The organism is Geobacillus sp. C56-T2, from assembly GCF_007829715.1.
GTDB classification, from domain to species: domain Bacteria; phylum Bacillota; class Bacilli; order Bacillales; family Anoxybacillaceae; genus Geobacillus; species Geobacillus icigianus.
Map to the genome: position 1 here is coordinate 532,501 of NZ_VJWB01000001.1, position 23,063 is coordinate 555,563.

The window sequence follows — 23,063 nt, forward strand, 5'->3', positions numbered from 1 at the left end:
CGAGATTCCTGTACCACCTCCTTCCCGTTTGAGCGATGGGGGGACGCAGGAGGATAGGGCGAGCAGGCGGCTGGAAGAGCCTGTCCAAGCAGTGAGGCTGGCCAGTAGGCAAATCCGCTGGCCGGAAGGCCAAGCTGTGATGGCGACGGATTGATCCGGAAGTCCCCGATTTCACACTGCCAAGAAAAGCCTCTAGCGAGGGAAGAGGTGCCCGTACCGCAAACCGACACAGGTAGGCGAGGAGAGAATCCTAAGGCGCGCGGGAGAACTCTCGTTAAGGAACTCGGCAAAATGACCCCGTAACTTCGGGAGAAGGGGTGCTCTTTCGGGTGAAGAGCCTGGAAGAGCCGCAGTGAAAAGGCCCAAGCGACTGTTTATCAAAAACACAGGTCTCTGCGAAGCCGAAAGGCGACGTATAGGGGCTGACACCTGCCCGGTGCTGGAAGGTTAAGGGGAGCGCTTAGCGGAAGCGAAGGTGCGAACCGAAGCCCCAGTAAACGGCGGCCGTAACTATAACGGTCCTAAGGTAGCGAAATTCCTTGTCGGGTAAGTTCCGACCCGCACGAAAGGTGTAACGACTTGGGCGCTGTCTCAACGAGAGACCCGGTGAAATTATACTACCTGTGAAGATGCAGGTTCCCCGCGACAGGACGGAAAGACCCCGTGGAGCTTTACTGCAGCCTGATATGGAATTTTGGTATCGCTTGTACAGGATAGGTGGGAGCCTGAGAAGCCGGAGCGCCAGCTTCGGTGGAGGCGACGGTGGGATACCACCCTGGCGGTATTGAAATTCTAACCCGCACCCCTTAGCGGGGTGGGAGACAGTGTCAGGTGGGCAGTTTGACTGGGGCGGTCGCCTCCCAAAAGGTAACGGAGGCGCCCAAAGGTTCCCTCAGAATGGTTGGAAATCATTCGGAGAGTGCAAAGGCACAAGGGAGCTTGACTGCGAGACGGACAGGTCGAGCAGGGACGAAAGTCGGGCTTAGTGATCCGGTGGTTCCGCATGGAAGGGCCATCGCTCAACGGATAAAAGCTACCCCGGGGATAACAGGCTGATCTCCCCCAAGAGTCCACATCGACGGGGAGGTTTGGCACCTCGATGTCGGCTCATCGCATCCTGGGGCTGTAGTCGGTCCCAAGGGTTGGGCTGTTCGCCCATTAAAGCGGTACGCGAGCTGGGTTCAGAACGTCGTGAGACAGTTCGGTCCCTATCCGTCGCGGGCGTAGGAAATTTGCGAGGAGCTGTCCTTAGTACGAGAGGACCGGGATGGACGCACCGCTGGTGTACCAGTTGTCCCGCCAGGGGCACCGCTGGGTAGCTATGTGCGGACGGGATAAGCGCTGAAAGCATCTAAGCGTGAAGCCCCCCCTCAAGATGAGATTTCCCATCGCGTTAGGCGAGTAAGATCCCTCGAAGATGACGAGGTCGATAGGTCCGAGGTGGAAGCGTGGCGACACGTGGAGCTGACGGATACTAATCGATCGAGGGCTTAACCTAGAAAAGCGCAGGCGAGCGGCGGCGAGCCGGAGCTAGACCGGTCGAAACGCGGCTTCTTCCGACGGTTATCTAGTTTTGAAGGAATGAAAAAGCCCTTGACAATCCGCTTACTTTCCTTATAATAAAATGTGTCGATAATAGCCTAGTGGTGATAGCGGAGGGGAAACACCCGTTCCCATCCCGAACACGGAAGTTAAGCCCTCCAGCGCCGATGGTAGTTGGGGCCAGCGCCCCTGCAAGAGTAGGTCGCTGCTAGGCGGATATTTATGGAGGATTAGCTCAGCTGGGAGAGCACTTGCCTTACAAGCAAGGGGTCGGCGGTTCGATCCCGTCATCCTCCACCACTTTCAAACATACAAAATTCAGCGCATCATTGAAATAAGTTCATCTTCTATCATCGCGGGGTGGAGCAACGAGCATTTGCTTCATCGAATACGCTACGAGTTGCCTCGACGCATCGAACATCTTTGAATCAACTGGTAGAGGAAGAGGCAACAAATATTTCAATGATACTGATCTTTTATCGTCGCGGGGTGGAGCAGTCCGGTAGCTCGTCGGGCTCATAACCCGAAGGTCGCAGGTTCAAATCCTGCCCCCGCAACCAACAAGGTCCCGTAGTGTAGTGGTTAACATGCCTGCCTGTCACGCAGGAGATCGCGGGTTCGAGTCCCGTCGGGACCGTCTTTGTTTAAAAATTATGACAACCCTATATATTTTGGTTGCTTGCTTGGTAGAGACGAGCATCAGCATCATGGAGTTTGCTGCGAGTTGCCTCGACGCATCGAACATCTTTGAATCAGCTAGTAGAGGAAGAGGCATAGATCAATCAACGAGCGAGTTAAAAAATAACATATGGCTCGGTAGCTCAGTCGGTAGAGACGAGCATCAGCATCATCGAGTTTGCTGCGAGTTGCCTCGACGCATCGAACATCTTTGAATCAGCTGGTAGAGGAAGAGGCATAGAGCAATCAACGAGCGAGCTAAAAAATAACATATGGCTCGGTAGCTCAGTCGGTAGAGCAAAGGACTGAAAATCCTTGTGTCGGCGGTTCGATTCCGTCCCGAGCCACCATTCGCCGGCTTAGCTCAATTGGTAGAGCAACTGACTTGTAATCAGTAGGTTGCGGGTTCAAGTCCTGCAGCCGGCATCTTTTCTTTTGCTTGAGAGTATGCAAGTGTGTGCTTCACTAAGGGCCACCATGAGCCATTCGCTCAGTAACGAGCGTTGCATCTTTGAGTTCGCTGCGAGTTGTCCCGACGCACTCGGCATCTTTGAGTCGGCTGGTAGAGGAAGGGACATCGTCAAATATTTGGGTGTATACCAAACCATGAGCCATTAGCTCAGTAGGTAGAGCATCTGACTTTTAATCAGAGGGTCGGAGGTTCGAGTCCTCCATGGCTCATCATGTTGCGGAAGTAGTTCAGCGGTAGAACACCACCTTGCCAAGGTGGGGGTCGCGGGTTCGAACCCCGTCTTCCGCTCCACTGCCGCCGGGGTGGCGGAATTGGCAGACGCACAGGACTTAAAATCCTGGGGTAGGTGACTACCGTGCCGGTTCGAGTCCGGCCCTCGGCACTTGCGCTCGTAGCTCAATTGGATAGAGCATCTGACTACGGATCAGAAGGTTAGGGGTTCGAATCCTCTCGAGCGCGTTTTATCGGGAAGTAGCTCAGCTTGGTAGAGCACACGGTTCGGGTCCGTGAGGTCGCAGGTTCAAATCCTGTCTTCCCGATCACTTTGGGGCCTTAGCTCAGCTGGGAGAGCGCCTGCCCCGCACGCAGGAGGTCATCGGTTCGAATCCGATAGGCTCCACTTTTTCATCCGTTTTGGCGGTGTAGCTCAGCTGGCTAGAGCGTACGGTTCATACCCGTGAGGTCGGGGGTTCGATCCCCTCCACCGCCACTCTTATCGGACCTTTAGCTCAGCTGGTTAGAGCAGACGGCTCATAACCGTCCGGTCGTAGGTTCGAATCCTACAAGGTCCACCATTATTGTTGTTTTTTGGAGGAGTACCCAAGTGGTTGAAGGGGTCGGTCTTGAAAACCGAGAGGCGCCGCAAGGCGCGCGGGGGTTCGAATCCCTCCTCCTCCGCCATAAATAATCGTCTCATTCAGCTCAGTTGGCACAAATAGAATGAGACGGCATCAACTCGGTTTGAGCGTTCCGCTTTTTTCGACCAGTTGACTATTAGGAAAAACGATAAGCATTGCATAATATGGATTTATGCCGGCTTAGCTCAATTGGTAGAGCAACTGACTTGTAATCAGTAGGTTGCGGGTTCAAGTCCTGCAGCCGGCATCAACATCATGGCGACTATGGCGAAGTGGTTAACGCACCAGATTGTGGCTCTGGCATGCGTGGGTTCGATTCCCACTAGTCGCCCTTTTTCTTCCTAAAACCCGTAAGCTCTTGGTAAAATTGCAGCCACGAGCCTTAGCTTCACCGAATGAGCTGCGAGTAGCCTCGACGCATCCCGCTTCTTTGAATGCGCTGGTAGAGGAAGAGGCATGAAATTGCGTGGTGAATGGTTGAAGAAATCGATGTGCGGGTGTAGTTTAGTGGTAAAACCTCAGCCACGAGCCTTAGCTTCACCGAATAGGCTACGAGTAGCCTCGACGCATTCCGCTTCTTTGAATGCGCTGGTAGAGGAAGAGGCGCGAAATTGCGTGGTGAATGGTTGAAGGGTTATGTGCGGGTGTAGTTTAGTGGTAAAACCTCAGCCACGAGCCTTAGCTTCACCGAATGAGCTGCGAGTAGCCTCGACGCATTCCGCTTCTTTGAATGCGCTGGTAGAGGAAGAGGCATGAAATTGCGTGGTGAATGGTTGAAGAAATCGATGTGCGGGTGTAGTTTAGTGGTAAAACCTCAGCCTTCCAAGCTGATGTCGTGGGTTCGATTCCCATCACCCGCTTTTGGATGGGCCTATAGCTCAGCTGGTCAGAGCGCACGCCTGATAAGCGTGAGGTCGGTGGTTCAAGTCCACTTAGGCCCACTATTTCCCATTGCATATTGTCGGATGATTCGCTATAATAACGGTGAACCGTTGTCCCACCATTGCCGGATGGAGCAACGGTATGGTAGCCCGTAGGAAAACGGACATGGTGTTGAACCGTTCCGCAATAGCTCAGCGGTAGAGCAACCGGCTGTTAACCGGTAGGTCGTAGGTTCGAATCCTACTTGCGGAGCCATTTTCTCTGGAGAAGTACCCAAGTGGCTGAAGGGGACGGTTTGCTAAACCGTTAGGTCGCAGTTTTGCGGCGCGCGGGTTCAAATCCCGCCTTCTCCGCCATGCATGGCCCGTTGGTCAAGTGGTTAAGACACCGCCCTTTCACGGCGGTAACACGGGTTCGAATCCCGTACGGGTCACTGCTTATGGCACCAGGTTGCCTGGTGCCATTTTATCAAACTTGTTTTTGTCGAAAATTGCGCTTTTTCTTGCCGAATAGGCAATCATGAGATATAATGGGTTCCATAGCAGAAAGATTGGGGACAACGCAGTGTTTCGTTTCGTTGATGAACGAGGCATTGCGTTTTTTTATTGCGATCCCCTCCCGCCTGCGATTCACCGAAGCGGGAGGAACACGTCATTCAAGCAGTTGAACATCCGCTTCGCCGCCATGGATTTGCGTGAACATCGCTTGCATGGCTTCGAGCTGGCGATGGGCGACGTCTTTGGCGATGGAAGGTGGAAAGTATACAATCTGTAAGGCGTTTTTGGTGTCACGAGTGACGGCCGTCCGTTCCGAATCGACGATCGGACTGCCGAATGGACCGTATGCATCTTTGCTGACAAGTTTGTTGGCAAAGTTGACCGTTCGGCCGTTTAAAGCGACATATTCGTCTTGCTCAGCACCGATGGTTACGGTCACGGTCCCGTGTATGCGGTCAAGGTCGTAGATGCCGAGCGGAATCTTATAATAGAGTGAAAAGAAATTGTTGACATCCACTGCTGAATGAATGGAAGGAAGAAAGTGCTTCTTTTGAATGCGCCGATACAGACTTTCACTCGATGGGCGATAACGAGCGGGATCCGTCCCGATTTGCTTGAATACGTGACGCCATTCGGCCAGTTCAGGAATGTCATGGATCGTTTTTTCCTGCAGTTCGATATAAATTGATTCCTGAAACAGTTGCAACCGTCCTTTTAGCATTTGCGGCGAATCCCCTACTTCGATGTGCCGGTAGCAGATGATCCCGAACTTTCCGGAAGGGAGACGCCGTTTCAGCTCTTCTGATACGATATAGTTCATGTCAATCACCTCGCGCTTTATTTTATCATAGGAGTCGAAAGGAGGGAAAACAATGGATGTTGTCGCCTTAAAACAAGAGTTGATTGCGTACAGCCGGACGATCGGTATTGATAAAATTGGATTTGCCAGCGCCGATCCGTTTGTGGAACTAAAAGAACGGTTGCGACGCCAGCAAGAGCTTGGCTACCAGTCGGGATTTGAGGAAAACGATATTGAAAAACGAACGAATCCCGATTTGCTGCTTTCCGGGGCCAAATCAATCATTGCCATTGCACTCGCTTATCCGTCGAAAATGAAGCAGGCGCCGCGGGGGACAAAGACGGAGCGGCGCGGCCTTTTTTGCCGTGCATCGTGGGGCAAAGATTATCATGTTGTATTGCGGGATCGTTTACGGCAGCTTGAGGAGTTTTTGCTTGCCAAAGTGCCGCACGCCCGCGTTCGTTCGATGGTCGATACTGGAGAGCTGGCCGATCGCGCTGTGGCTGAGCGGGCCGGGATCGGTTGGAGCGGGAAAAACTGCTCGATCATTACGCCGGAATTTGGCTCGTACGTCTATTTAGGGGAAATGATCACAACCATTCCGTTTCCCCCTGATGAGCCGATTGAAAATCGATGTGGCACATGTACGAAATGCATCGATGCGTGTCCGACCGGAGCGCTCGTGCAAGGAGGGCAGCTAAACGCGCAGCGGTGCATCTCGTTTTTAACGCAAACAAAAGACTTTTTGGCCGATGAATTTCGCGAGAAAATCGGCAATCGGTTGTACGGCTGCGACACGTGCCAGTTAGTCTGTCCGGAAAACAAAGGGAAAGATTTTCATTTCCATCCGGAATTCGAACCCGATCCGGAGGCGGTCAAACCGAAGCTGATTCCGCTTCTCCAAATGAGCAATCGTGAATTTCAAGAAAAATTCGGCGCCATGGCTGGTTCATGGCGCGGAAAAAAACCGATTCAGCGCAACGCCATCTTGGCGCTTGCCCATTACAAAGACCGAACGGCGGTGCCGCATTTGTTGCGGCTGTTGAAAGAAGACAGCCGCCCGGTCATCCGTGGGACGGCCGCATGGGCGCTCGGAAAAATCGGCGATACCAGCGTGCGACCGCATCTCGATGAAGCTAGACGGACAGAGACGGATGAGGCGGTGCTTGCTGAAATTGAAAAAGGGCTGAAACTGTTGGAAGACAGCGTCAGAAAAGAAAGCTAATTCTGCAAGGCTTCTCTAATTGAGAAGACAGCGTCAGAAAAGAAAGCTAATTCTGCAAGGTTTCTCTAATTGAGAAACTGGTGGGATAGTAGCATTTTACACGAAATCCCCGCCCTCCTAAAGTAACGGGAAGGCTGGTGAAAACGAGCTTCCCCTAAGCGATGAGGGAAACGGGTAAAGGGCGGGACGGATGCCGCAAAGAAGCGGGAAAGAACAGCCGCTTCCCCACATAAGGTAGTAACAAAAACGAAAGTGGGGAACGGCATGAAACAACGATTGCGCGAGCGGCTGAACGAGCGGGCCCGCTCGTTTGTGTCAGGAAACGGGTTAAAGGATGAAGAGATCACGAGAAAACAGAAGCTTTGCCAAAAACGGGGAGTGGAAATCGTTCGCTGTTCGATTCGTGGGCAAATCGTCGGACGACAGACGGTCGAACGGGAAACCAAACTGGTGTATGTGGCCCATCATCAGTTTTTGCTGAAACAAGGAGACGTTTTATATGTGGAGGAGCAAGTCGAGGAGCGGTGCGCGCGGTTTGTAAACGGCGAATGGGCTGCCGACGATCGGATCAGCCGGACGGGAGGAAATGTCGAGGCGCCGCGGGTGGAGCGTGAGCAATGGCGGGGAGAGCGGCTTTCCTATCAATATGACCGCGCCCAGGCGGTGCGGTACGCGGAAACATGGTGGAATCGTCACAACCCGGCGTTCCCGTCTTTTCCTGTTGATTGCACCAATTTTGTCTCCCAATGCCTGTACGCAGGTGGGGTGCCTATGACGGGTTACCCGAATCGGGCGCGGGGGTGGTGGTGCCAAAACGGGAGCTGGAGCTACAGCTGGGCCGTCGCTCATTCCCTGCGCTGGTACTTAAGCGGGTCGCGCATCGGCTTGCAGGCGGTGGAAGTTTCCGAACCGGGACAATTGATGGCAGGCGATGTCATTTGTTATGATTTTCAAGGGGACGGGCGCTTTGACCATTCGGCGATCGTAGTGGCCAAAGACCAAGAGGGGATGCCGCTTGTGAACGCCCATACTACCAACAGTCGGATGCGTTATTGGTCCTACGAAGATTCGAGCGCTTACACCCCAAACATCCGATATAAATTTTTTCATATCATGGATCGCAAATAAACGATGTTGTTGAGGTGAAGAACATGCCGCTTCATGTTGTACTATACCAACCAGAAATTCCAGCCAACACCGGGAACATCGCCCGTACGTGCGCGGCGACGGATACGGCGCTCCATCTCATCCGTCCGCTCGGATTTTCGACGGACGATAAAATGTTAAAGCGCGCTGGCCTTGACTACTGGCCTTATGTCAATCTTTCCTATTACGATTCGCTTGACGAGTTGTTTGCCCGGTTTCCGGGAGGCGAGTTTTACTTCATTACGAAATTCGGCCGGCAGTATTATGATTCGTTTGACTTCAGCGATACAACCAAGGATATTTTCTTTGTGTTCGGCCGCGAGACGACCGGATTGCCAAAAGACTTGCTCGAGGCCAATATGGATCGCTGCCTTCGCATCCCGATGAACGACAAAGTCCGCTCCCTGAACTTATCAAATACGGCGGCCATTTTAGTGTATGAAGCGCTGCGCCAGCAACGGTTTCACGGGTTGTCGTAGGCGCGAAACAAAAAAACGACCTTCGCGACGGAGGTCGTTTTTTTGGGCTTTATTTCACGCCGGGTTTGTCCTCATAGCCGGCGGTGAAAATGGCCGTTAAGAAAGCAATGATCACTCCGAGCACAAGCAAGGTGCGCATCGTTTGCCCCTCCTTCAAGGCGTTTTCCCCTTTATTATAGCGGATATGGCCAAGCATGTGAATGACCGCGTTTGGCCGTCAGGAGACAAAATTTTTTTGCGGCGAATGATACAGGACATCCTCGCATAAATTGTAATAATCTTTCTGTTAGACATCCGAGGGTGAGGAGGTCCTTTATGGATATTTTGCAAAAAATCGCTCGATATCGGGAAGAAGAAGAGAAGCTGAAATGGGAAGGAACGTTTGCCGAGTATTTAGAGATTTTAAAAGAAAAGCCGTGGGTGGCCCAGTCGGCTCATTCGCGTGTTTATCATATGATCAAAGACGCTGGAGTTGAGGTGGTGAACGGCCGAAAGCGGTATAAGTTTTTCAGTCAGCACCTGTTCGGGCTGGAAGAAGCGCTGGAACGGTTAGTTGAAGAATATTTCCACCCGGCGGCGAAGCGGTTGGATGTACGCAAGCGGATTTTGCTGCTGATGGGCCCGGTCGGCGGCGGGAAGTCAACGCTAGTGACGCTCTTAAAACGCGGGCTCGAGGAATATTCGAAAACGGACCGCGGCGCCGTTTATGCGATCAAAGGGTGCCCGATGCATGAAGATCCGCTTCACCTCATTCCCCACCATTTGCGCGACGATTTTTACCGCGAATACGGCATTCGCATTGAAGGGGAGCTGTCGCCGCTCAATATGATGCGGTTGGAGAAAGAATACGGCGGCCGAATCGAAGACGTGATGGTGGAGCGCATTTTCTTTTCGGAAAATCGGCGCGTCGGCATCGGGACGTTCAGCCCGTCCGATCCGAAGTCGCAAGATATTGCTGACTTGACGGGAAGCATCGATTTCTCGACCATCGCTGAGTATGGCTCGGAGTCCGACCCGCGGGCGTATCGGTTTGACGGCGAGCTGAACAAGGCGAACCGCGGCATTATGGAATTTCAGGAAATGTTAAAATGCGATGAAAAATTTCTTTGGCATTTGTTATCGCTGACGCAAGAGGGCAACTTCAAAGCCGGACGGTTTGCGTTGATCAGCGCCGATGAATTGATTGTAAGATGATATCTACTAAAATCATATGAAAAGAAAAACTCCTTTATGACAAAAAGGAGTTATAAAAAATACGTGGATTAAACATTACATCTAAATCAAATTTTCCTTTCCCTGTTTTTGTTAAAACAACATAATCAAAGATACCGCGAAGTAACTCATTTTTTGCTTTCTTACTTAAGTTTCCATTTTCGTAGTAATCCAATAAAGTAGCCATTTCTTGTTGGATATTTTCAATGTCTAATTCCTCGATACCTTCATTTTCAATTTGTTGGCTCAATTCTTCAATATATAGTTTCTTTTCTTGGATTTGCTCCTCCACTTGTTCCCTAAGTCTTTTGTATCTGTCTTCATCCATTTCACCAGACGCTCTCATTAGAGTAATACCATCAAGTTGCTTTTCCAATCTTTCCAGTTCAGTTCTAACCTTATTCAATTGCTCTTGCGGAGAGTGTTTTTTATTATTCACCCTTTCAAAATCAATTAGTTCTCGTAATTTTTCTTTCAGTTCATCTGGCTTTATTTCGATAATATTATCTTTTAGAATTTGAATAAGGCTTCGTTCAATATCCCAATACTTGATATATACAGAACAATCAAGACACATCATAAATTCTTTTTCATATTTAGATTTTGTTCCGTCTTTTTTTGTATAGTATTGCACACTATACTGCCGAACCATTTTCTTTCCACAGCCAGAGCAAACAATTAACCCTGCGAGAACATTTGGCTCAAACTCTAGTTTCACAGAAGGCTTATTTCTGTTCTCTTTTAAAATTTCTTGTGCTTTGTAAAATATTTCTTCATCAACAATTGGTTCCCACGCATTTTCTACAATTATTTGCTCTTCTTCATCAACTTTTTGAATTTCTCCATCGATTTTTGTGGTTTGTCTGAAACGATACGTGCCAATATAAGCGTCGTTAGTTAATATACGACGAATGACGACGGGAGCCCAATGTCTTTTTCCGGTTGGGGTAGGTATTTGTTCTTTCTTTAAAATAGTGCTAATTCCATTGTATCCTATCCGTTCATTAACATATAGGTGAAATATTCTTCTTACCACTTCCGCTTGCTCTGGAATAGGAACTAATTTTTGAGTATAACTATCTAGCCGATACCCGTATGGAATTGCCGCCGCTCCACCCATGTGTCTACCTTGACGAGCATATGTGTATCTTGCTTCTTTCATACGTTGCTTAATCATGTCAAGTTCTATATTCCCCATAAACATATAGAACTTCAATATCCGTTCATCATTCGGGTTCAAAGGGTTATAAATCTGATAAGGAGTTATAATATAAACACATTTTCTTTTAAATAGTTTCAAAACAAGCCCCATTTGGTCTGGATCTCCGCGTCCTAAGCGTGTGATATCCTTGACGGCAATAGCAGCCGTTTTAGGTTTTACGTTCTTTAATTCCTCAAGAATAGAAGAGAATACTGGACGGCTTGCTATTTCATCACCACCAGAACGGATTTCTTCCTTCAAAGTGTAAGGAATCCCGTAATTCTCTTGTATATTATTTAATATACTTGTCATTAGTGCTCTTTGCTCTGCCAACGTGTCCTGATCTGTTTTCTTTTCCCTTATGATGTCTTGTCGTGAGCGTCGTATATATCCAAAAATAAATTCTACACTCTTAGGGAGTTCTAGTTTCATACTTACCCCCTCACTCTGTTTTTTGGTAGATGTTATATCTATTATACTACTAAAAATATATATGTAGCGCATACTAAAAATATAATGTAATACAAAATAAAAAAGAGGGGAGGTCATCCCACTCTAGCATGCAATTAATTCCCTTACCAAGTGAAGAACAAACGATCATAAACAGTTTCGTCCTCCATGATTTCACCTGCGCGTTGCAAGCGATTAATCATGCTTATACCACAATTAACAAAGGTTCCTCGTTCAAATTATGGGCAAAGAGGTTTTTGAAAGATGGCCTAAAATTTTAAGAACTGTACTTAATCAATACTATAAAAATAAATGAGTGGGGAGACCCGCTCATTTTTTATAAAAAAATTGTTGGATTCGGTTATTACATAAATTGTTGATTAGGGAATGCTGCAAAAAGTATAATGTGTGTATAAGAGATGTAGAAGATATAAAAAGCCCCTTTAGTTTAAGATTATATTTTAGAGATAAACAACTGCAAAAACTTCATGCTCAACTTTATGCAAAGAGAATGTAAGAAATGCAAGAGCAACGTCAAGAAGAAAGGGAACGATTAAAGGAAATCCTTTACCAAATTCGTCAGCGTAGAACATCTAAAACGTACACCGCTCTATATTATTATTCGTATCATTCCTCACCGAAAACTCATTCGCATCTTTGTATCTCCTATGAGGAATTAATTGAACGGCATTTAAGTGAATTAAAACAAATACGCGCAAAAGAAGAACTGATACCAGCAGGATTAAGGAAGGGTTGGGATATCATCCAAGACATTGTAAGAGCCGCTAAAAGAAGAAGGGAGTTTGATTATAGCCGTTTTAAATTACTTCTTAGCAATTTAAAAGTACCTTTAAGATAGAATAGGGGGTTATTTGGAGTATTTACAGCACTATATACGTAAAGTGAAGTAAACAAGAATAACCTAAAAATACCTCTAAAAATAAAAAAATAAAAAGGAACAAACGTTCTTGTAAAATTAATACTTTATAGTAAAATTATAGATAGGTATAATTCTACAAAAATGGACATATAACTGTACTAGGAATCGACATAAAAGTTATCAAGTTACAAAAAGCCGCAATTATTAAAGCAAAACGAGTACTTAAAGAAATTAAAAGTGAGGAGGAAATATGGGGGAAAAAAGACCATTTCAAATTCTATCAATTGATGGTGGTGGAATAAAAGGGCTATACTCTGCAGTTATTTTGGCTGATTTTGAGGAACGATATGGTCAGTTATATAAACATTTTGACTTGATTTGCGGTACTTCTACAGGTGGGATTATCGCTCTAGCATTAGCAGCAGGTGTCCCAGCGAAAGAAATTGTAAATCTCTACGTAGAACATGGTCCTATAATATTTCCTTATAAAAGCCGCATTAGTCGTCATATTGCATATTGGAAACAACTTATTATTAAGTCTAAATATGATGATGAAAAATTAAAAAGCGCTCTTAAGCATGTTTTTGGAAATAAGCGAATAAAGGATTGTAAATCCTATGTTCTAATACCTACCTCAAATATTACAGAAGGTAAGTCGTGTATTATAAAAACTGATCATGCTGATGAACTTGGGCGTGATAGCAATCATTTGTTAGTTGATGTTGCATTAGCAACTGCCGCTGCACCAACCTATTTTCCAATACAAAAGATTCCGACAATGCCTAAGCCCGATGACCAATTTGTAGACGGCGGTTTATTTGCAAATAATCCTTCCTTATACGGTATACAGGAGGCATATAGATTTTTTATCGGGAAGGAAAATTATGGTTATGAAAAATTCAGTTTACTTTCCATATCTACGTTGCAGAAAAATATCGGATTTCAAAGTGAAAATCGCCACCTGTCAATCCGTGGATGGGGTTCCAAGTTAATTTCCCAGATGATACATTTACAAACAATTTCTACTCATTTTCATATTGAGTATCTGAATAAGTCATTAAATGGTCATTATGTAAGGATTGAAAATGAGCCACTTACGGAAAAGGAAAGTAAATTAATTGATCTGGATATGGCTTGTGAGGAGTCTATCAACCTTTTGATAGAAAAAGGGCATGAGACAAGTAGTAAGTGGATAGATGATCCACGCCTACAACGCTTTTTTGAATTAGACAATCAGCAAATAAAGTTAAGGGGTGAGCCAGTTGGCGCAATGCAATGATTTATTTCTAAAATTTGACGAGAAAATTAAATTAAAGCCGAAAAAGAAAGAATCGTTACGAACATCGAGAAATGCACTGAGGAAAAAAATTCAGGATTATTTTGAAGAAACGTTAAAAGTATCTAAACCGAAATTCTGGGGACAAGGTTCTTATATGATGAACACCACAATTGAACCAATTGAGGGAGAATATGATATTGATGATGGTGTATACCTCATGCATTTGGCAGACAAAAAAGAAGAAGATTGGCCAGCCACTAGCACTGTTCATAATTGGATTGTAAAGGCCGTTGATGGACATACAAGTACACCACCAGTCGATAAAAATACATGTGTGCGTGTTATTTATAAAGACGATTATCATGTCGATCTCCCTATCTATATAAAGGCTGAAGATGCAGAACATCCTAAATTAGCACATAAAACAAAAGGATGGATAGACAGTGATCCAAAAGCGTTGACAAATTGGTTCAATGATGAAGTTAAGAATAAGGGAGATCAACTAAAACGAATAGTGCGGTACTTTAAAGCATGGAAAGATTATAAAAAAGGTGATGATAAGTTTCCGAGTGGTATGGTTTTTACCATATTGGCTGCCAATCATTTCGTGGAAGGTTATGAAGAAGATGATGATTCTGCATTTATTGCGATTGCTCAAGAAATTTATGATCAATTAAATTCTTCCTTTAGCCTTAAGAGACCTGTTTTTCCTGAGGAAGAATTGCTTGATGGATGGTCAGAAACCGCAAAAACTAATTTCCTTAATAAACTATCTAATCTTATTAAACAAAGTCAAAAAGCGTTGGAAACAGAGGATAAGAAGGAAGCCGCTGATATTTGGAGAAAAATATTTGGTGATCGTTTTCCGGAGTATACTCCACCTGAAGAAAGAATGGACAAAGGGTATGCATTACAAACATCAAAACCGGCGGTGTTAGGAAACCATGGACGGTCATCTTGATTTACTAGACATCTATGTTCAGATACGAAACGAATCCGTTGAATATCTAATGAGTAAATATCAGGCTATTATTGTAGAGAAAAACGAAGGAACAAATGATTATCCTGTTACTCTACAGATTAAAACTATTGTGGCAGACTATGAAGTCAAATTATTGATTAGTCTGCCTTTTAACTTTCCTGATTCGTTTCCAAAAGTTAAATTAGACGAACATAGTTTTAAGAAGTTATATCCTTTGCCGCATTTGAGTAAGTCTAAAACACTTTGCCTTTTTGATGATGTATTAGCCAGTCCCAATCCGGCTAATCCGTTAGGTGTTATAGACGCAACAATTCAGAAAGCCGAGGAAGTTTTGACAAAAGGGGTATCAAAACAGAACTTCCAAGATTACACAGATGAATTTGAAACTTACTGGGGTGAAGATAGCAAAGGAAGTTATTTGTCGATTGTAGAGCCATCTGAGGTACCAAAAGAAGTTTATTTAGTCCCATTTACGTACGCAAATTGGCACCAACAAGGAATTTTTGCAAATCAAAAAAGCGATGCTATTGACTGGGTTCAAAATTTAGGTGGAACGGTAAGAGAAGAAGAGATTGCAAAAGTGCTGTATATACCTTTATCTCAGCCTATGCAGTTTCCTTTTCCAAAAAACAATAAAGATATATACCATTTGTTAAAAGACAATAAACTAGCCATACAGGCTCTTTCGGAATATTTGACTAAGCATAAAAGGCCGACAAAAGTATTGTTTTCTATGCAATATGACGGTGATTATTCATGGGGAGTATGGGAGCATCTTCCCCAAATGAAAAAAGTAGTATTAAAATATAAAGGTTGGAAACGAATAAAAACTAGTATGGACGGCTTTAGAAAGGATAGGCGGCATGGATTGCTTGAGATAGTAAAGGAATTTCCAAAGAGAGAAATTGCTAAGTACTCTGTAGAAGATGTTAGAGCAGTGCGTCTGAAAAAACGTGGCGGCGATGGTAAATCCGAGAATCATGGATTAAAAATAGCCATCATTGGCTGTGGAGCACTTGGAAGCCATATTGCGCAAAGTATGTTTGATATCGGAATAGAGCATTTACTATTGGTTGATCATGACGTTTTAAGTTTTGAAAACATCAATAGACATCTATGCGGGGCTAGTTATGTAGGTCAACCTAAAACGGAAGCCGTTAAAAGCAAACTGCGAAAACATTATCCTACTAGTCAAATACATGTTTATAACCGTGATGTTTTATCATTGTTAGCATTCAGTCCCAACGCTTTAAATTCTTATGATTTAATCATTGTAGCAATTAGTCACTTTCCGACAGAGTTGAGATTAAATCAACTGCAAATTCAAGGTTTAATCAACAAACCTATGTTACATGTATGGGTAGAACCTTACTTGGCAGGTGGACATGCTATTTGGATTAATCCAGAAGACAAAATTTATCTTAAAACAATATATGATGAAAGTGGTGCTTATAAATACCAAATATTGAAAGATGGAAACCAGTATACTAAAAAGGAACTTGGCTGCAATACATCGTACGTTCCATATGGTGTATTAGAGTTGAAAAGATTTATATTCGACTTAATGCTATTTATTAAGCAGCAATTAAATACTGAACCACGTAGGAGTAAGGCCTTTACATGGTTAGGAAATATAACTGAGCAAAGAAAAAGCAGAAGGTTATTAGCACCGAAATGGGTAGGTGCCACTGACTTTTCTTTAAGGTTTTATAATTTAGAAAATAATCAAGAAAGTGTTGATTAATATGATATATAAATTTGGTGAAAAACATGTAGTTTTTACCGAACAAGTAGTAAAAACGTTTGAAAAGTACAGACAAATAAAGAAAGAGCAACATGAGTCAGGTGGGATTTTACTCGGTAAAGTGTACAAGGACGTCATTGTGATCGATATGGTTTCGGAACCATCGAAAGAAGATAAATCAGGGCGTTATTTTTTTGAGAGAAATGTTCGCAAGGCTCAAAAGATTATTGAAACAGCGTGGAGAGAATCGAATGGAGAGAGGATTTATTTTGGTGAGTGGCACACACATCCAGAGCATACTCCTACGCCTTCAAATGATGACAAAAAGTTAATAAAAAACATGTTAAAAGACTCTCGTATGGAAATAGACTTTTTATTTATGGTAATAATAGGTATTACCAATAATTATGTTGCGATACAGAAAAAAGGACAAAAGCATATGGAGTCACTCAAAACAGTTAGTCCCAAAGAAGGATTGGAAATAACACTTTATGAAAATCAAAAAGGGAAAATTTATGGATTTAAAGTTGCGGGGTACACAAACTTTACCCCAAATGGATACGATATCTACAATGCTGCGCTTTCACAAATTTTTTTTGGAACAATTAATTCCATTGTTGCTCTAACTGGCGTATCTGATTATATTGTGGAAGAAGCAAAGGCTTTCATAAGGTTCGTTATTCCTCGTCTTCAAGATAATGATGATGAGAAAATTTTTATTCTCTTTGATTCAATGGCAGTTCAGATACAAATGGTGTTAGAAGAAATGAAGCAAAAGGGATTAACAATGGTGAATGTAAAAGTCGAGAAATCTATTCATTCTTATATGAATAGGCGCTATTAAAGAATGTTATTGATCTTCTTGTTTAATTATCTTGAGAATTTGTATTTTCATTCCTCTGATGGTACCGCATAGAGTCTCTCATGGAAGAATAAAATTTCTTTCATTATCTGTGGTGCTGTGAAGCGGTGAATGGATGGATAACAGGGCAGAATAGTTAAAGAAGGAATATGAAACAATTATTGATAAAACATTAAAAGTAGGGAGTATATGAAAATGGAAATGAGTAAGTTTATACTTCATGGTGATATATTGAGTATGAAAGTAAAGATTGATGGTGTCGATTATACATTTGGTATTAGGTGGAGAGCGCCGAAGAAACCTTATGATGAGACTTGGGAACTTGTATCATATGCTAAAAATTCGACTGGCGAAAAGGATTTGAGTGAAGAACAAATTAAGAAATTTATGGATACAGTTAATCCCAAAATGAATTGGAATATAGCAGATTTCCAAAAGTAAACTTCTTGAACTAACGAGTGCTATTGTTGAATAAGTATATAAATTAAGGGATTTATCACGTCTGAGTCAATACTAATAATATTTAACAGAACCTATATAAAAAATGGTCCCAGTTAATGAAGAGTAGGCTTCATCAACTGGGAATTTTCTATTTTACCCATAATTTTACGGCCGCCATCTTGTTCTCATCTGTTAGGAAAGAGTAACGCAGAGCCATGTTTGGTGGAGAAATGGCCGCTTAGTGCTTGAAAAATACTAATATCTTCGCCGTTTCTTACCAGTCTGGTAATAAAAGTATGGCGGAGAGCATGAACATTGATTCCATACTTTTCGAATATGTACTGAACCGTTCACGGAGAAATTCGCTTAATTTTGTTTGATAAGAAAAAAGCAGGGGCATTGATGAAAGAACTATTGTTGACAAATATATTGTGAAATATCTACATTGCATATTGACTGACAATTCTAACTTCTATTAAAATCAAAACACGGTCCAATGATATGACAAAATATCTTTTGTTGGACCAATTTTTAAAACAGAAAGGAGAGTTCTCATAACACAATTAAAAACATGTAATTAGAAGACTGATCATAGCATTATAACTCTCCCTTTTTAAGAAAAAGGGGGAATGTCGTATGTTAAAAGGAACATTGGCAAAAGTGAAACTTAGTCTTGATTCACAGTGTTTTCATCGAAAGCCTGAGAAATGGGAAACAGCGATTATTTCTAGTCGTATTGCTAGTTTGCCGACAGAAATAACAATGCAAGAATTTGCACAGGCTGTTGTCATTCCAAATGGAAGAAGTTTTGCACCTGCAGTTTTTAAAGACGGGATTAGAAAAAATGCTTATTGGGTCAGCCAACAGGTTTTTGCGCTTGATATTGACGAAGGTTTGTCGGTTGCTGATGCTATAAACAGATGTGAGCGATACGATATTATGCCGAATTTCATTTATACAACGTTTCGTTCCACACCGGATCATGAAAAATTTAGAATGGTTTTCTTGGTAAATGAAGAAGTTCATGATATCCGAGTGCGAGAGTTGATACAACGTTCGTTAATGACGCTTTTTCCAGAGGCAGATGTCCAAACAAAGGATGCTTCCAGACTATTGTTTGGAGGGAAGGAACTGGTCTATGAAGCGTATGACAATGTCATAAGCGTTCCAGATTTATTAAATGCCGTTATATTGCACATAAAAGCAGGACCTAACCCGTCACGGGATATGGAACGTTACTGTCGCGTTGTTGGGATTGATTTAATCAACGGTTACCCGAATTATAAGTTGATTGATGAGAATGATGAAATAGCATCAGAAGATAACTTGTTTATTTCAATGACTAAAAAGCGCACCAATCCTATTATATTTAATAGGGAACGCCCGAAAATTAGTCATGGTTCCTATATGATTAAGTTTTCTAAAGAAAACACTGAGGAGTATCATAGAAAGTTGGACTCGAAAGACGAAGGGAAATTGCTTAAAGATTATTGTTTCCAAATTGATAAAGTGAAAGAGGGGTTTGCGCAGATTAGAGATTTTCCGTTTGAGAAACTAGAGGAGAACTGCAAACTTTATCGAGAATCCATACACGGTGATTATTGGCTGTATCACAACGAGATGTTTGGGGTTATGACTAATTTATTGAGAATAAAAGGTGGTAAAACGAGAATTGAACAGATTCTCAACAGTAGACCAGAATACGCGCAAAAGAAAATAGAATGGAAGGTCATGATTAATCAAATACAGAAGTCAAATTACGCTCCAAGCAGATGCGATTCGTACTGTCCATTTGCTGATGAGTGTGAACATGCGTTAAACATGATTGAGCAAGGGAAATTATTTAGAGGTAGAATTCAAGTGACTCAAAAACCGAATTTTCAACCTTTGGAGGATGCGGAAAAGAAACTGAAGCAGTATTTTCACGAAGCGCTTAATTGTGAAGAAAATGGCGTATTTGTGATTAAAGCCCCCACAGGAATTGGGAAGACTCAGTTGTATGTCAATGCGGCTCAAACTCATACGTTTACGATTGCATTACCTACCCATCGGCTAAAGGAAGAAGTTTCAGAGCGATTGAATCGTTTAGGCTGCAAACACGTTAAAGTGCCACAACTGCCAAACCTAGATATTGAATTTGCTGAGAAAATTGAACGTCTATACAATAACGGAGCGTATAAAGCAGTGAATGCTTTCTTAAAGAAAATGGCTCGGCAAAATGAAGAAATTCGGAACTATCTTGAAGAACTTGAAAATGTGCATAAAGCGCGAAATCAAATCATTTTAACTACGCATCAACGGAGTTTATTTACAAAAGAGGATGCGAACGGTACATTAGTTATTGACGAGGATATTATACCGAGCCTGTTGCCTGTGTCAAAAATGAGTGTTACAGATTTCACGCTTGTGTGCTCTAAATTAATGCAAAATGAAGAAAATAGGACGGCTATTTTAACGATTCAAAATATGGTCTTAAATGCACCGGTCGGCCTTGTGCAAGAGAGAGCAGCCTACTTGCTGCCGAATGCCAACGAGGTAGAAAAGATTATTGTAGAAGACAACGCTATAAAATCAGACATTCTGGGCTTCTTAAATTGCTCGTATTTTGTAAAAACGAAAGGACCGAACGGAAATGAATTCATCTATTTCATTCAGCGCCATCAATTGCCTAAAAAGAAAGTCATTATACTCAGCGCTACGATCAGCGAAACGATTGCTAAAATGATGTTTGGACCAGAAGTTAAATACTGGGATGTTGGATTGACGGAATCAAAAGGGGAAATTGTGCAAATTCCCATCAAAAGTTTTAGCCGCTATGCGATAAAAGAGAACGAAGAACTTTTGAACTTGGCAAAAAAGTTAATAGACATCTACAATCCTAACAGCACTATTATTACCTACAAAGGATTTATGGAACAAGATGAAGCGATTCCTACGTTTGGAAATACGGAAGGAATCGATTCACTCAAAGGACAGAACATTACGGTGTTAGGAACGCCTCACGTTAATCCAATTGCATACTTACTTTACTCGGCTGCGTTAGGGTATAAACTTGGACTGAATGATAGCAAAATGGAATATCAGCAAGTTCAACGAAACGGATTCAGATTTTTCTTTAATACGTATGGAAATAATGAGATATTACAGGAAATACAATTTTATTTGGTTGAGAGTCAATTGATTCAAGCGATAGGCAGAGCGCGAACACTTAGGGAAGATGCAAAAGTATTAGTTTTAAGCAATCTTCCGGTGCAATGTGCTCGATTTATCCATTTATCTCAACGAGACATACAAAATTTATTGCATTCCTAAGTTTTAGAAAAAATGGAGTTACTCGTCGGCACGGAGGCCACTTTCAAATAATAGTACGTTACATATTACTATTTATCATACATAACCACTTTACCTGCTTAAAGTTGCTTAAAGTTTTAACTACGAAACACTTCATATCCTACTTCATACAACACCATTTAACACTACATAATCATCCCCTTAATTTGCAAATCCGCTCACTACACATTTGATCCCTTGTATTTGCCGATTACAAAAACTGCGCAGAAGGCCTTCAGTTAAAAGATACTGAAGGTCTTTTTACGTATGGATATAGTGACCCAACCAAAAAGGTCATTCAGAAAGAATTTACAGCACTTTAAAACAAAATTTTTATCTACGAAAAAAAGTTTTTATTTTCTGAATTTTATTTTTATCTACGAAATAGACATAATTTTTTTCGTAGATAAAAAATAATAAAATTGCTTAATAATTGGAAGTTGAAAGTCATAAAGAGTTTATGTAAATATTTTATTGATATAATAATTTTGGAAATAAATGTTTTTATCTACGAAATCACCGCAAAGTATTTTAAAACAATGGGTTGTACGGATTTTCAATATGTTTTATACTGTAAATTACATCGAACAAAGATTTCGATGAATAGTTTTTGAGGGGGTGAATTAGGAGAAGTATAGCACGGTAACAATTATATTACCAAAATAATTTGATTTAACAGGAGATTAAATATCTGAAAAGTTAGTGTTTTTAAAAAAAGAAAAGGAGATGGTGTGAATGAAAAAAATTATCAACAGAAAAGTGTATGATACAGAAAAAGCAACGCTTGTTGCGAAGTACAGTAACGGTCTTCCGAGCAGTGACTTCAGACACGTTTATGAAGATTTATATATAACGAAGTCTGGTCAGTTTTTCTTGCATGCTCAGGGAGGTCCATTAACGAAATACAGTGAGTCAGAGGGGAACCTAACGTGGGGGATTGAAACGATTATTTTGTTAAGTAAAGATGAAGCGTATGAATGGCTTGAAGAACATGACAAAATTGAAGCGATTGAAAAGTATTTTGGTGATGTGATTCAAGAAGGATAAGGATAGGTAGTCCAAAACATATAATTTATGCCAAATATAAAGACTAAAACAAACGCTCTGTACATTCATATATACATGCAATACATAACATACAACGATTTTCAGCAAAACAAAAAGTTTTAGAATTAAAAAATAACACATTTTATAAAATACATATCAAAGATGAATTCATAGAAATAGAGGAATGGGACAGGGCTTTAGAAAAGAGGAGGATGATGCGTATGTTAAATGCGATTAGTGTATCAGAAAATGATAAAATGATGGAGGATTTCAAAGAATTAGTTATTATTTGGGGATTAGAACCGTTATTTACTGTTGGTGTAAAATTTAAAAATGGGCTGTATTTAGGTGTATCGTTGTATGGTCACGAAGATTTTCCAGATTGCTATGCTGTAGGGCTTAATGAAGCAAACGATGAAATCCGTTGGTTTTTTAAAGGTAGAGAAAATTTAGGGGAGCAAACCGCTAGAGGAATTGGTTGGTTGGGGTATTCTATAATTGAGAGTTGTATTGTTGAGGGAGTATGTGCTGATGAGTTAGGTGAATATCTAGAGTATGTCTTATCTCAATTGAAGGGCGAGAAGTTGAGTAAATATTTGAGCGAACAAGAGATTAGTCATGTAGAAGAGAGGTATAAAAGCGTATTGGAGAAATTGATTTTTGATCTTACTAACTAAAGTGATTTAAGGTTTAATTATTATATGAATAGTTAAGAAGTGAAGAATGTTGATAAATGGAAGGAGGGTGTTTCCCTCCTTATTTTTATGAAGTACGCGTTTCATCAAACTTCCTTATAGTATAATCCTTCTTGCTAATCTAGGAGCAAGAAAGTTGATAACAATACGTCAAATTCATGCACATGTTGCAAATTCTAACCGATGAAAACTACCTGTGCTAATTGTTTGGATTTTGTTCAAATTGTATATAGTAGTTAAAATTGTAAATATTCATGTTGATTAATAATGAATATGAGTATTCATAATGATTAGTATTGATAAGATTCAATAATATTCATTATGAGAAGTTAATAATGAAACATAATCATTATTTGCAACAAA

The 23,063-nt window shown here is 42.2% G+C and carries 15 protein-coding genes, 21 tRNA genes, 2 rRNA genes and 1 pseudogene (1 of these 39 running past the window's edge); 36 read left to right on the forward strand and 3 right to left on the reverse strand.

The genetic code is table 11. From position 1 onward, the window contains the following. From GC56T2_RS02640 to GC56T2_RS02750, 23 genes are all read left to right on the forward strand, one after another. A 23S ribosomal RNA gene (locus GC56T2_RS02640) occupies window positions 1–1,498 on the forward strand (it extends 1,433 nt beyond the left edge of the window). A gap of 141 nt (window positions 1,499–1,639) precedes the next feature. Beyond that, window positions 1,640–1,756 (forward strand): 5S ribosomal RNA (gene rrf / locus GC56T2_RS02645). 10 nt (window positions 1,757–1,766) lie between these two features. Further along, window positions 1,767–1,842: transfer RNA gene (locus GC56T2_RS02650), tRNA-Val, on the forward strand. Window positions 1,843–2,025: 183 nt separating this feature from the next. After that, window positions 2,026–2,102: transfer RNA gene (locus GC56T2_RS02655), tRNA-Met, on the forward strand. 4 nt (window positions 2,103–2,106) lie between these two features. Beyond that, window positions 2,107–2,179: transfer RNA gene (locus GC56T2_RS02660), tRNA-Asp, on the forward strand. Window positions 2,180–2,494: 315 nt separating this feature from the next. Continuing rightward, window positions 2,495–2,570: transfer RNA gene (locus GC56T2_RS02665), tRNA-Phe, on the forward strand. Between the two features lie 3 nt (window positions 2,571–2,573). Beyond that, window positions 2,574–2,646, forward strand: a tRNA-Thr gene (locus GC56T2_RS02670). 182 nt (window positions 2,647–2,828) lie between these two features. Continuing rightward, window positions 2,829–2,901 (forward strand) — tRNA-Lys (locus GC56T2_RS02675). Window positions 2,902–2,908: 7 nt separating this feature from the next. Next, a tRNA-Gly gene (locus GC56T2_RS02680) sits at window positions 2,909–2,983 on the forward strand. A 5-nt stretch (window positions 2,984–2,988) separates the two neighbouring features. Next, window positions 2,989–3,074: transfer RNA gene (locus tag GC56T2_RS02685), tRNA-Leu, on the forward strand. 3 nt (window positions 3,075–3,077) lie between these two features. After that, window positions 3,078–3,151, forward strand: a tRNA-Arg gene (locus GC56T2_RS02690). Between the two features lie 6 nt (window positions 3,152–3,157). Further along, window positions 3,158–3,231 (forward strand) — tRNA-Pro (locus GC56T2_RS02695). A gap of 7 nt (window positions 3,232–3,238) precedes the next feature. Next, window positions 3,239–3,311 (forward strand) — tRNA-Ala (locus tag GC56T2_RS02700). A 16-nt stretch (window positions 3,312–3,327) separates the two neighbouring features. After that, window positions 3,328–3,401, forward strand: a tRNA-Met gene (locus tag GC56T2_RS02705). Between the two features lie 8 nt (window positions 3,402–3,409). After that, a tRNA-Ile gene (locus GC56T2_RS02710) sits at window positions 3,410–3,486 on the forward strand. Between the two features lie 15 nt (window positions 3,487–3,501). Further along, window positions 3,502–3,592, forward strand: a tRNA-Ser gene (locus GC56T2_RS02715). Window positions 3,593–3,723: 131 nt separating this feature from the next. Continuing rightward, a tRNA-Thr gene (locus tag GC56T2_RS02720) sits at window positions 3,724–3,796 on the forward strand. Between the two features lie 11 nt (window positions 3,797–3,807). Further along, window positions 3,808–3,880: transfer RNA gene (locus GC56T2_RS02725), tRNA-His, on the forward strand. Window positions 3,881–4,338: 458 nt separating this feature from the next. Next, window positions 4,339–4,409, forward strand: a tRNA-Gly gene (locus tag GC56T2_RS02730). Between the two features lie 7 nt (window positions 4,410–4,416). Beyond that, window positions 4,417–4,490 (forward strand) — tRNA-Ile (locus tag GC56T2_RS02735). Between the two features lie 121 nt (window positions 4,491–4,611). Next, window positions 4,612–4,686 (forward strand) — tRNA-Asn (locus tag GC56T2_RS02740). A gap of 8 nt (window positions 4,687–4,694) precedes the next feature. After that, window positions 4,695–4,787, forward strand: a tRNA-Ser gene (locus tag GC56T2_RS02745). Between the two features lie 5 nt (window positions 4,788–4,792). Then, window positions 4,793–4,864: transfer RNA gene (locus tag GC56T2_RS02750), tRNA-Glu, on the forward strand. A gap of 218 nt (window positions 4,865–5,082) precedes the next feature. Here GC56T2_RS02750 and GC56T2_RS02755 read toward each other — a convergent pair. Then, a complete protein-coding gene (locus GC56T2_RS02755) occupies window positions 5,083–5,748 on the reverse strand; it encodes a B3/B4 domain-containing protein (protein ID WP_033018535.1) in 666 nt (221 codons plus the stop codon). A gap of 52 nt (window positions 5,749–5,800) precedes the next feature. On the opposite strand from GC56T2_RS02755, the gene queG reads away from it, so the two are divergent. The 4 genes and pseudogenes from queG to GC56T2_RS02775 all read left to right on the forward strand — a co-directional run. Continuing rightward, the gene (queG, locus tag GC56T2_RS02760) at window positions 5,801–6,952 is read left to right on the forward strand and encodes a tRNA epoxyqueuosine(34) reductase QueG (protein ID WP_144972862.1); all 1,152 of its coding nucleotides are present in this window, start codon (window positions 5,801–5,803) and stop codon (window positions 6,950–6,952) included. 264 nt (window positions 6,953–7,216) lie between these two features. After that, window positions 7,217–8,080, forward strand: a complete 864-nt coding sequence (locus tag GC56T2_RS02765) for an amidase domain-containing protein (protein WP_144972864.1) — start codon at window positions 7,217–7,219, stop codon at window positions 8,078–8,080. A gap of 23 nt (window positions 8,081–8,103) precedes the next feature. After that, complete coding sequence (gene trmL / locus GC56T2_RS02770) at window positions 8,104–8,577, forward strand: tRNA (uridine(34)/cytosine(34)/5-carboxymethylaminomethyluridine(34)-2'-O)-methyltransferase TrmL (RefSeq protein WP_033018532.1); 474 nt, start codon at window positions 8,104–8,106, stop codon at window positions 8,575–8,577. A gap of 315 nt (window positions 8,578–8,892) precedes the next feature. Beyond that, a pseudogene (locus GC56T2_RS02775) lies at window positions 8,893–9,765 on the forward strand (protein prkA); the annotation flags it as partial. A 40-nt stretch (window positions 9,766–9,805) separates the two neighbouring features. On the opposite strand, the gene GC56T2_RS02780 reads toward GC56T2_RS02775, so the two are convergent. Then, complete coding sequence (locus tag GC56T2_RS02780; protein WP_186440021.1) at window positions 9,806–11,422, reverse strand: recombinase family protein; 1,617 nt, start codon at window positions 11,420–11,422, stop codon at window positions 9,806–9,808. Window positions 11,423–11,960: 538 nt separating this feature from the next. On the opposite strand from GC56T2_RS02780, the gene GC56T2_RS02790 reads away from it, so the two are divergent. The 6 genes from GC56T2_RS02790 to GC56T2_RS02815 all read left to right on the forward strand — a co-directional run bounded on the left by GC56T2_RS02790 (window position 11,961) and on the right by GC56T2_RS02815 (window position 17,628). After that, complete coding sequence (locus tag GC56T2_RS02790; protein WP_255515998.1) at window positions 11,961–12,299, forward strand: hypothetical protein; 339 nt, start codon at window positions 11,961–11,963, stop codon at window positions 12,297–12,299. A 271-nt stretch (window positions 12,300–12,570) separates the two neighbouring features. Further along, complete coding sequence (locus GC56T2_RS02795; RefSeq protein WP_144972868.1) at window positions 12,571–13,599, forward strand: CBASS cGAMP-activated phospholipase; 1,029 nt, start codon at window positions 12,571–12,573, stop codon at window positions 13,597–13,599. Then, on the forward strand, window positions 13,574–14,560 hold the full coding sequence (locus tag GC56T2_RS02800) for a CBASS cGAMP synthase (RefSeq protein ID WP_255515999.1): 987 nt from the start codon (window positions 13,574–13,576) through the stop codon (window positions 14,558–14,560). Before GC56T2_RS02795 ends, GC56T2_RS02800 begins: the two co-directional genes overlap by 26 nt. Continuing rightward, window positions 14,544–16,325: a ThiF family adenylyltransferase gene (locus tag GC56T2_RS02805; RefSeq protein ID WP_144972872.1), complete on the forward strand. Its 1,782-nt coding sequence runs from the start codon at window positions 14,544–14,546 to the stop codon at window positions 16,323–16,325. The genes GC56T2_RS02800 and GC56T2_RS02805 overlap by 17 nt, the downstream gene beginning before the upstream one ends. 1 nt (window position 16,326) lies before the next feature. Then, the gene (locus GC56T2_RS02810; RefSeq protein ID WP_144972874.1) at window positions 16,327–17,169 is read left to right on the forward strand and encodes a ribosomal-processing cysteine protease Prp; all 843 of its coding nucleotides are present in this window, start codon (window positions 16,327–16,329) and stop codon (window positions 17,167–17,169) included. Window positions 17,170–17,382: 213 nt separating this feature from the next. After that, a complete protein-coding gene (locus GC56T2_RS02815) occupies window positions 17,383–17,628 on the forward strand; it encodes a hypothetical protein (RefSeq protein WP_144972876.1) in 246 nt (81 codons plus the stop codon). A gap of 185 nt (window positions 17,629–17,813) precedes the next feature. Here GC56T2_RS02815 and GC56T2_RS18310 read toward each other — a convergent pair whose 3' ends face one another. Further along, entirely contained in the window at window positions 17,814–17,966 is a 153-nt protein-coding gene (locus GC56T2_RS18310; protein WP_370454554.1) for a tyrosine-type recombinase/integrase, read from the reverse strand. Window positions 17,967–18,264: 298 nt separating this feature from the next. Here GC56T2_RS18310 and GC56T2_RS02825 point away from each other — a divergent pair, with 298 nt between their 5' ends. The 3 genes from GC56T2_RS02825 (at window position 18,265) to GC56T2_RS02835 (ending at window position 22,682) form a co-directional block, all read left to right on the forward strand. Then, on the forward strand, window positions 18,265–20,940 hold the full coding sequence (locus tag GC56T2_RS02825) for a hypothetical protein (protein WP_144972878.1): 2,676 nt from the start codon (window positions 18,265–18,267) through the stop codon (window positions 20,938–20,940). A gap of 753 nt (window positions 20,941–21,693) precedes the next feature. Then, on the forward strand, window positions 21,694–22,005 hold the full coding sequence (locus tag GC56T2_RS02830) for a hypothetical protein (RefSeq protein ID WP_144972880.1): 312 nt from the start codon (window positions 21,694–21,696) through the stop codon (window positions 22,003–22,005). Between the two features lie 221 nt (window positions 22,006–22,226). Next, the gene (locus GC56T2_RS02835) at window positions 22,227–22,682 is read left to right on the forward strand and encodes a hypothetical protein (RefSeq protein ID WP_144972882.1); all 456 of its coding nucleotides are present in this window, start codon (window positions 22,227–22,229) and stop codon (window positions 22,680–22,682) included. Window positions 22,683–23,063 lie beyond the last annotated feature (381 nt).

Excerpts from the sequence above, each read along its gene's own strand:
- GC56T2_RS02755 (WP_033018535.1), bottom strand. The coding sequence starts at position 5,748 with ATGAACTATATCGTATCAGAAGAGCTGAAACGGCGTCTCCCTTCCGGA.
- queG (WP_144972862.1), top strand. The coding sequence starts at position 5,801 with ATGGATGTTGTCGCCTTAAAACAAGAGTTGATTGCGTACAGCCGGACG.
- GC56T2_RS02765 (WP_144972864.1), top strand. The coding sequence starts at position 7,217 with ATGAAACAACGATTGCGCGAGCGGCTGAACGAGCGGGCCCGCTCGTTT.
- trmL (WP_033018532.1), top strand. The coding sequence starts at position 8,104 with ATGCCGCTTCATGTTGTACTATACCAACCAGAAATTCCAGCCAACACC.
- GC56T2_RS02780 (WP_186440021.1), bottom strand. The coding sequence starts at position 11,422 with ATGAAACTAGAACTCCCTAAGAGTGTAGAATTTATTTTTGGATATATA.
- GC56T2_RS02790 (WP_255515998.1), top strand. The coding sequence starts at position 11,961 with ATGCAAGAGCAACGTCAAGAAGAAAGGGAACGATTAAAGGAAATCCTT.
- GC56T2_RS02795 (WP_144972868.1), top strand. The coding sequence starts at position 12,571 with ATGGGGGAAAAAAGACCATTTCAAATTCTATCAATTGATGGTGGTGGA.
- GC56T2_RS02805 (WP_144972872.1), top strand. The coding sequence starts at position 14,544 with ATGGACGGTCATCTTGATTTACTAGACATCTATGTTCAGATACGAAAC.
- GC56T2_RS02810 (WP_144972874.1), top strand. The coding sequence starts at position 16,327 with ATGATATATAAATTTGGTGAAAAACATGTAGTTTTTACCGAACAAGTA.
- GC56T2_RS02815 (WP_144972876.1), top strand. The coding sequence starts at position 17,383 with ATGGAAATGAGTAAGTTTATACTTCATGGTGATATATTGAGTATGAAA.
- GC56T2_RS02825 (WP_144972878.1), top strand. The coding sequence starts at position 18,265 with ATGTTAAAAGGAACATTGGCAAAAGTGAAACTTAGTCTTGATTCACAG.
- GC56T2_RS02830 (WP_144972880.1), top strand. The coding sequence starts at position 21,694 with ATGAAAAAAATTATCAACAGAAAAGTGTATGATACAGAAAAAGCAACG.
- GC56T2_RS02835 (WP_144972882.1), top strand. The coding sequence starts at position 22,227 with ATGTTAAATGCGATTAGTGTATCAGAAAATGATAAAATGATGGAGGAT.